The organism is Candidatus Glassbacteria bacterium (assembly GCA_019456185.1).
In the GTDB taxonomy this organism is placed as follows: domain Bacteria; phylum Gemmatimonadota; class Glassbacteria; order GWA2-58-10; family GWA2-58-10; genus JAJRTS01.
Window position 1 is genome coordinate 1 of the sequence record VRUH01000094.1, and the last position, 7,914, is coordinate 7,914.

4 protein-coding genes and 1 CRISPR repeat array are annotated in these 7,914 nt (G+C 58.7%); all 4 genes read right to left on the reverse strand.

Features of this window, described 5'->3' with window-relative positions:
• Nucleotides 1–457 precede the first annotated feature (457 nt).
• Complete coding sequence (locus FVQ81_17660) at nt 458–1,429, reverse strand: cyclase family protein (GenBank protein MBW7998358.1); 972 nt, start codon at nt 1,427–1,429, stop codon at nt 458–460.
• A 686-nt stretch (nt 1,430–2,115) separates the two neighbouring features.
• Nucleotides 2,116–2,548: direct repeats of the CRISPR family, unit length 36 nt; unit sequence GTTCCGATACCCCACCATCGGAAAACCTGATAGACT.
• Nucleotides 2,549–2,588: 40 nt separating this feature from the next.
• Nucleotides 2,589–2,921, reverse strand: a complete 333-nt coding sequence (gene cas2 / locus FVQ81_17665; protein MBW7998359.1) for a CRISPR-associated endonuclease Cas2 — start codon at nt 2,919–2,921, stop codon at nt 2,589–2,591.
• Nucleotides 2,921–3,808, reverse strand: coding sequence for a type II CRISPR-associated endonuclease Cas1 (cas1, locus tag FVQ81_17670; GenBank protein ID MBW7998360.1), 888 nt, complete (start codon nt 3,806–3,808; stop codon nt 2,921–2,923). Before cas1 ends, cas2 begins: the two co-directional genes overlap by 1 nt.
• Entirely contained in the window at nt 3,801–6,995 is a 3,195-nt protein-coding gene (locus FVQ81_17675) for a hypothetical protein (GenBank protein ID MBW7998361.1), read from the reverse strand. The genes cas1 and FVQ81_17675 overlap by 8 nt, the downstream gene beginning before the upstream one ends.
• Between the last annotated feature and the right edge of the window lie 919 nt (nt 6,996–7,914).

Consider the following 7,914-nt stretch of genomic DNA (forward strand, 5'->3'; position numbering starts at 1 on the left):
ATTTGACACGGAAGTTGGCAAGTTGAGCCGCCTGTAGATGTAATGTTGGCAAGCCGTCCAAGCTAGAGGTAAAATGAAGAACAAGATGATCAAGGAAGAAGAGTTGCGGGCCGCCATAAAAAAATTCCTGATGAAAGGTGGCGTCATCGATAGATTGCCGGAGCAAAAAACCATCCAGGCGCGGATGGTCGGCAAAAAATGGAATTCTTCCGAAATGGGAGGTGAACTGTACAATTAATCACCAATCACCCCCATGGGACCCATGCCCGGCTCGAACCCCAGGCTGGCCCTCCGCAGGCAGGGTTTTTCCTCCTTTTTTCCTGTCTACCGGCCTGGGGTTCCACTTTTCCGGGCAGATAATTTCAGCCCTCTCCTCCCCCTCCTGCAATTCCAGCCGCAAACCCAGCCGTAAATCCGATCCGATTCCCTCTCCGAGTCCGCTTACCTGGAGAACCGGCTAGCGAATAGCCATGGCGTTGGGCGGCGAACCCACCCCGCCCCGCAGGTTGAGCGGGCTGGAGGTGAAAAACGCTGTATACTCTCCGTTGTCGGCGCTGTCCTCGGCCAGTGCTTCCAGGTCGAACAGTTCCCCAATCGTAATACCGAGCCGGGCGATGGCCAGGTGCAGGCTGGGCTTTCCCTCCACCAGCGGCCATACTTCCGTGGTGACGGAATCGCTGGCGACGGCGGCGATGCGGTTGTCCCAGATGAATTCCCAGGTATCCTCCCCGCCCGACAAGCCGGAGAACGACCAGGGCCGCAAGACGGCATCCCGCCCTTCCTCGTCCCCCCCGGCAAGGAACGCCTCCAGCCATCCATAGCGAACCAGCAGAATATCCCCGGCCTGCAGGGTGACGCCCTGCGCGGCAAGACATTCCTCCACCTCTGTCGGGGTCACCACCATCTGCCGGTTGGGGTGCCAGTCGCGGCCAGTCCTGGCGAAATGCCGGGACAGGTCCGCCAGCACGCACCGGCCCGCCATCCCGAACTCGGCCACCTGCTCGATGCCGTTGCGGGTGCCCTCCTTTCCCGTAATCTGATCGGCCCGCACCCCGTTGTAAAAGCCGTGGCGGGGATCGCCGATATGGGTCAGCCCGTCCCATTGCGAGGAGCCTTGCAGGTAGAACGAATCCAGCAGGTCGTCCCGCCCCACCAGGGCGCCCGTGGCCGTGATCTCGTTGATGGTGTGCCGTGGCGCGGTGCGGAAGCGGTGGGACTTGGGCTTGGTGAGGGCGTAGGGAACGTGCAGAGGCAGGTCCAGATTGAAACGCACGCCCCTCCGCACCAATGCCGCCGCGGCCCGCACGGCCTCGGGCGTAATGTGGTTGAGGGTTCCCAACTGGTCCTCCGCGCCCCACGCCCCCCAGGCCAGGGGCAGTCCGCTATCGTCGGGCCGGTTCAGGTCCGCATAGTTCGGAAAGCCGGTCATGGGGCATCCTCCTGTGTAAATCGCAAAGCCGGCTGGGGAAAAAATCGCCGGGACGGTTCCTCCCAGGGAAGGCGAGTGTAGGGCAAGGCGTCCGGGCGTGGCAAGGGATGGGGGGAGGGAGGGCTATAACTGCGAACTGCAACGGCAGCCACAGATTGCACAGATGGACACAGATTTGAACTGCCAACTGCGAACTGCTTTGGAACCGCCGATGAACGCGGATGAACGCTGATATCTGCTACTGCAACCGCGAGCCTCACCCTTCCGCCCCTGGAGGGGCTCCTTCCCTCTCCACAGTGTGGCGAGGGGGGAACTGCAACTGCGAACTGCAACAGCAGCCACAAATTGCACAGATGGACACAGATTTGAACTGCCAACTGCGAACTGCAACAGCAACTGCCTACCCCACCCTCCCGCGCGGGATTCCATTGAACTACCGGGACGCTCCTTCCCTCCCCGCTGGGCTGGGAGGGCGAACTGCAACTGCGAACCTCACCCCCCCGCGCCCGTTGGCGCTCCTCCCCTCTCCACAGAGTGGCGAGGGGGAACTACTTATGGCATACCGCGATTGTAGTGGGGAAGGGGCGGTGGGATGGGGGAGACAATGACAAAAGTAAAAAGCAATAAAATAAAATCAACTACCAGTGGGGGAAATGATTCCCCCCACGCCCCCCCAAATCGGGATTGTTCCGATAACCCACCATCGGAAAACCTGTTAGACTTGAGCACGCCATCCCCGACGACAAAGGCGTTGTTCCGATACCCCACCATCGGAAAACCTGATAGACTTATACCGTTACACTGGGACAAAGCGTTACAGTTCCGATACCCCACCATCGGAAAACCTGATAGACTAATACTTATTGCCTGGAAGCATAGCCAGAAGTTCCGATACCCCACCATCGGAAAACCTGATAGACTGCGCCGTAGAGTTGACCGAACTTCTCCAGAGTTCCGATACCCCACCATCGGAAAACCTGATAGACTTCAGCAGCAACGGCACGCAATGGACACTGAGTTCCGATACCCCACCATCGGAAAACCTGATAGACTCCTTCATGCAGCGGATGGAATAGCCGTCGAGTTCCGATACCCCACCATCGGAAAACCTGATAGACTAGACAGCCCCGCAAGTGGCTGACATGACTCGAAAAAGCCCTCAGAACAATTCAATTTGTTGAGGTTTTGAGGGCTTTTCTTCCGTGGGTTGTGCGCCGAAAAACTCGCGGGTCATCCCGTATTGCTTGTCTGTTATGAAATAAAATGCGGCGCGGGCCCCATCGGGAACAGCTTTCCCCAACTTTTCCGCTTCGGCCTGTGCGGCCGCAAGGGTTGGGAAATGGCGGACATACAACGAATATTGATGCTGTGAGAAATTTTCTTCCTGCAACAGGGTATGAAAGCGTTGATAGGCGCTTCGTGCCTCACGGGTTGAAACCGGGCAGTCGTATGCTGCGATCAGCCACATGACACGCCATCCATTGATTGCCATCAGAACCTCGGCAAATCCAGGGATTTCGATTTTCCATCAAGGAATCTGCAATAGCTGTCGACTGATTCCGCGATGGCGTTGGGCAAACGGAATTCGCCCCGCGAGAGCCTGACTTCGGACTCCAGGAAAGCAAGCCCGCGCACGCGTTCCTGCCCGTCGAATTCCGCTTCCATGTCCGCCTGGACGACCTGCCGCTCCACGGCATGCCGGTAAGGCTCCATGAAATCGTCCGCGAGATTGAAGGGATTGTCGATTTGGCGGTGACCCAATCCCAATACCGGATTCAGCCCCGAGGCGGCCAATTGGCGGGCCACCAGTGAACGCAAAACCGCATAGCCGTAGTTGAGCCGCGTATTTTGTGGATCGTCCGCATTGGGCCTGACCCGGCGGAATTCCGGCGAAAACAGGTGCTTCCAATAATGCCTTGCGGCCTGGGCCTCGATATTTTTCGGATCGCCGGGTGCCACCTGCCTGGCGAACCTTTCCAGGCGCAACGCACCGGCGCGTTCGGCCCAACGCAACGTAGCGGCCTGTGCATTGATTTTGGCTCGAACGATCCGCCGCCAGAGTCCCTCCCCATCATTGGTTTGCTCCAAGGCGATTTGCTGGCGCAGGCGTTTACCCATTACGCTTTGCCCATTGGAAGGCCATAGTTGACCGGCGGGCATGTGGGACGCGTCCGTGAGCAGTACGGACGCCCCGGCCCCCGCGAGCCGCTGCAATGCATGGACAGTCAGCGTTACCTCCGGATGGTGGAGCACCAACACGGAAATATCGGACGGGAGCACGTACCGCGCTTCCTCCCCTTTTACCGCGATCTTCAGCCGTTTATGATCGACGGAAAGGTGGGCGGGGTTTTCGATCAAAAGGATCCGGTTCTCACTCATCGGTCACTCGCAACCGGGCCAACCCCTTTCCGCTTACCTTACGCAGCCCATCCGCCTTTTTCATGTCCCGGACTTCCCTGGCATCCGTGTAGGGGGTGAGGAACAAAGTCCCCCCTTGGGCCACGATTTGCCGCACCAAGTAGCGTTTTCCGTCGGACTCGTCGATGACCGTGTCGTTTTTCCAGAAGCGCCGCACATGCCCAGGGGCGGGCTGGCCCTTGCTCGCCATGGCTTCGTGGGCCGGCACCGCCCGGGGCGGCAATTGGGGTTTGCCGTCCTTGAAGGCCAGTTCCAGGTAGGCGTATCCATCCACGCTCAGGTATTTGTGGTGGGCGCCTCCCCTGCCAACGTGCTCGATTCTTTTCGCCGTGTGGGAACCGTACCCCAGCAAACGGACATTGACGATTTCCGTTTTGTTCACCAGGTGCATGATGGGAGCGGCAAGGGCTTCATGAGGCTCCAACCCCTCAGCGCGGCGGGATCGATAGGCTTCACGCACCGCTTCCCGTGTGACGGGCGCGGCGATGCATCCGATGCGTTTCAGCACCGTTGCATCCGAATCCCTCTTGCCCGCTATTTCGGAGAGCTTGGATTTCTGGAGCAACATTTCCCCTTTTTCCGTTTGCACGGCCCCGTGGGGATTGTCCTTGAAAAACCGGATGTCGGGGTAACGGTCCGGCTTGTGGCTTAGGTTCGGGTTGCGGACGGCCTCCAGGGCGAGTTCCCGCAGGTTTCCCAGGGGCGGGGGGACATACAGGGCCATCCTCACCCGTTCCCCCTGGCTTTTGCGTTCGGCAAGGGCTTTGTAGTGGCAGGCCATTTTTTGGAACAGCCCACGGGTTGAGAGTGCGATCACCAGTGCGTCCACCAGGTGATGCCGATGATCGATGCGTTTTTCGATCACCCGTTGGAGTTCCTGCCGGGGCCAGGCATGGGGGGGCGATTCCCAATGGGGTTTCAGCCGCCGGAAGTCTTCGGGCGATATGGGCCGGTTGTCCGTATCGAAAATCGGCAACCCCTCCTCCAGCCGCACCTGGGGAATAACGGTGTCCAGTTTCCAGATTCTTCTCAGGTGGGCCGTGAGCGCTCCCCGCGTCACAGCCACATCCGGACAGATTACGCGCAGCCATTGGGCCGCCTTTTTGGCGATCCAGGCGCTCTCATGGAACTGCCGCTCCGTAAATCCGAGAATCCCTTCCTCGTCCAACACCTCCGGCGTGTAGTCCTCGATCAAGAGACACTTGGCTTTGGCGAACAGCTTTTTCTCCTCGTACCGTTTCGCGCGGGCTTGTATGATTTTCCAGCGTCCGGGATCGTTCCCCCAGACGGAAAAAGGGGTGGCGTCCAGCTTGGCGTCGTTGCAGGCGCGATGGGCCAGCACCAACTGGTCGCGCTTGCGGCCCGTCCGGGTCAGGGAGCGGGGCAGGATATGGTCGATATTCGTCCTGTGGCCGTCCAAGGCGCCAGCCAAATCGATTGGATCGCTGCAATAGGGGCACCAGAGCCGGTCCTGCTCCTCGAATAAGCGGTACCGCAGGATGTTCGTTCCTGTCGCTGCTTCATCGTGATTTTCAATTTCCCTGGCGGCGTTGACGCGCTCCTTCTGGTTCTTGGCGATGCGTATCGCAATATCGTTGCGCGCCTTTGGACCCAGGCCCATTTCCCGCACCATTTCAACAATGATCTCCGCTGGAGGGCCACCCAGGAAATCAATGGCGCGGTTTACCTCGCGGCGGACCTCCGCCAACGCAACATCCACGACGGCATTTCCGGCCGGCCCGGCGGGCGGGAGCTTTTCCTGGAGTTCCCGCGCTTCCTTGTGGCCATATATGGCCTCGACGGCATCGTATTCATCCATGCCTGCGCGCATTTTTTCCAGCAGGCGCTCAATGGCCTTCAGGCTGTAGGCTTGGCGGCCCCCCTCGAATCCCATTTTGGAGAGCCGGTCGAAACCGCCCGCATCCACCATGCGGTCGATGAATTTCACCGTTTGCGGATGAAATACGCGCGGCTTCCCATTGGCGGTCAAGAAACTCTCTGCCCAGCCCGGTAGATCCACCAGATCGGGCGACCCCAAATCGGCCAGGAAATTGATGACCTGCACCTGCACCATTTCATCCAGCGTCAGCCATTCCTTTTTCAGGTTCAACTTTTTGGCGGCAAAAGCCGCCACTGTGGTATTGCCCTTCAGTTTTTCCCTCCCCTGGTATTCCAGGTTCAGCTTGAGGCGCCCGCGCTCCGGACAATCGGGTGAGGCTTTGAGCGCCTTGTAGATTTTTTCGAAGGAAACCTCCTTGGCCCCGTGCAGCATTTCCCGGATGATTTCCCGTTCCGAATCCTCCAGGGGAAGCGTGCCGTGGCCATGGCCCCATCTTAAATCGGCGATCTGCTTTTCGATCCGAAAAGCCTGTGCCGCCATCTGGGCCCGCGGAGCGCGGGGTAGTGTGGGTTCAAGAGGACATTGCCCCACCATGGCCGCTGGGGACCGCAGGGGGCGCTGGGAAAAAATGGCGTCAAAAAAAATATTCTTCAGGGGAGTCCCATCGTGCTGATGGTTCAGAATTTGGTGGTGTTCCGCCTGTACATTCCAGATTTTCTCGAACTCCTTTTCCACGAGCGTTCGGTGCGCATAAAGCCCTGCTTGTTTCAGACGCAGCGTCTCCCCCTTTTTGAATCGCGCGTTCAAATACTGGCCCAGCGTTTTCGAATCTGTCTCTGCCATTTTGGACTCGAGGTCGTAGATACCGGTCTCTACAACGCCCTTGTCCTTTTCGGCCTTGACCCGGAATCCTCCGGCATACCCCCTGCGCTTGGCCATTTTCAGGAACACCCGCAGTAAATCGGATAGTGAGATGGGGGACGTGGCGGCATCGGCCCGCAGGGAATGGATGCGCTGACCGCTGTCAGGGGGAATTTTGGAAGGGTCCAGGTGCAGTAAGGGTGCGAGATGCGCGATCTTTCTGTACCGCCGGGATCGGCGTTCAATTTGCCGCCGCTGTTGCCGTGCCAGGCGTTTCCCGGATTTTTTCGTCGCGCCGACGCCGCCTTTTTTCGACACCAGCAAAGGTTCCTGGAATATTTTGATCTTATGGTAGACCACCCTTTTTTCCCGGCCGGCCCCATCCAACTCAACAGCCCCCAGGCAAACAGAGGCGGTTCCCAAATCCAATGCGAGCCTGTATTTCATGGCGCTTGCTTTTCCTGTTGCGGTTGACTAGATTGAAGCATCGGTTTTTCCGATGGTGGGGACTATCGGCAACAAGACTTGCAAAAGTCACCGATACAAAACGGCCACTTCGGTGGCCGTTTTTCTTTTTCGTACAGAATTGACCCCACCCCCTCCTGTCGGATTCGTTGAACCAAACCATACCCGTATGGAATGCAGTATACAATATTGGATGAAATAGCCGTTCCCTTCCCCCCCCCCATTTTTCCGTGGACAAACGCAGTCCAATCTGCCATAATATACTGATATAACAAGATATATTCGCGATAAAAGAAATATTACGAAACTAACCCAATTTGCCTTGGTCAGCACGGACTGCGAAGCGAAGCCAATTCCGGCTCCTAGCCTGGATTACGAAGCGAAGCCAATTCATGTTGCCGATGCTGTTCGTTCTTTCCCTCTCCACGTCTTGTGGAGAGGGAGGGAGCCCTGCAGGGGCGGAAGGGTGAGGCTCCACCCCTGATTACCAAATGAACCCAATCCCCCCCAAGGGGCTGGGTATCCGCGGTTGCAGTTTCCCCTCCATGCCCAGCGGGGAGGGAAGGAGCGCCTTTTGGCGCGGGAGGGTGGGGTAGCCCCCCCGGATTACCAAACGAACCCAATTCTCATCCACGGGGCTGGGGGATCGCAGTTGCAGTTTCCCCTCCACACCTGTCCTGAGCCTGTCGAAGGGCCCAGCGGGGAGGGAAGGAACGCCGGCAGGCGTGGGAGGGTGGGGTAGGCAGTTGCTGTTGCGGCTGTCCCTCTCCGTTTGCGGAGAGGGAGGGAGCGCCGTCAGGGGCGGAAGGGTGAGGTTGCAGTCCGCAGTTTCCCCTCGCCACCCTGTGGAGAGGGGAGGAGCGCCCCTGGGCGCGGAGGGGTGAGGTCTCCCCACGGATTA

What these genes read in the sequence shown, in the direction of transcription:
- cas1 (MBW7998360.1), bottom strand. Translation starts at nt 3,808, where the DNA reads ATGAGTGAGAACCGGATCCTTTTGATCGAAAACCCCGCCCACCTTTCC.
- FVQ81_17675 (MBW7998361.1), bottom strand. Translation starts at nt 6,995, where the DNA reads ATGAAATACAGGCTCGCATTGGATTTGGGAACCGCCTCTGTTTGCCTG.
- FVQ81_17660 (MBW7998358.1), bottom strand. Translation starts at nt 1,429, where the DNA reads ATGACCGGCTTTCCGAACTATGCGGACCTGAACCGGCCCGACGATAGC.
- cas2 (MBW7998359.1), bottom strand. Translation starts at nt 2,921, where the DNA reads ATGGCAATCAATGGATGGCGTGTCATGTGGCTGATCGCAGCATACGAC.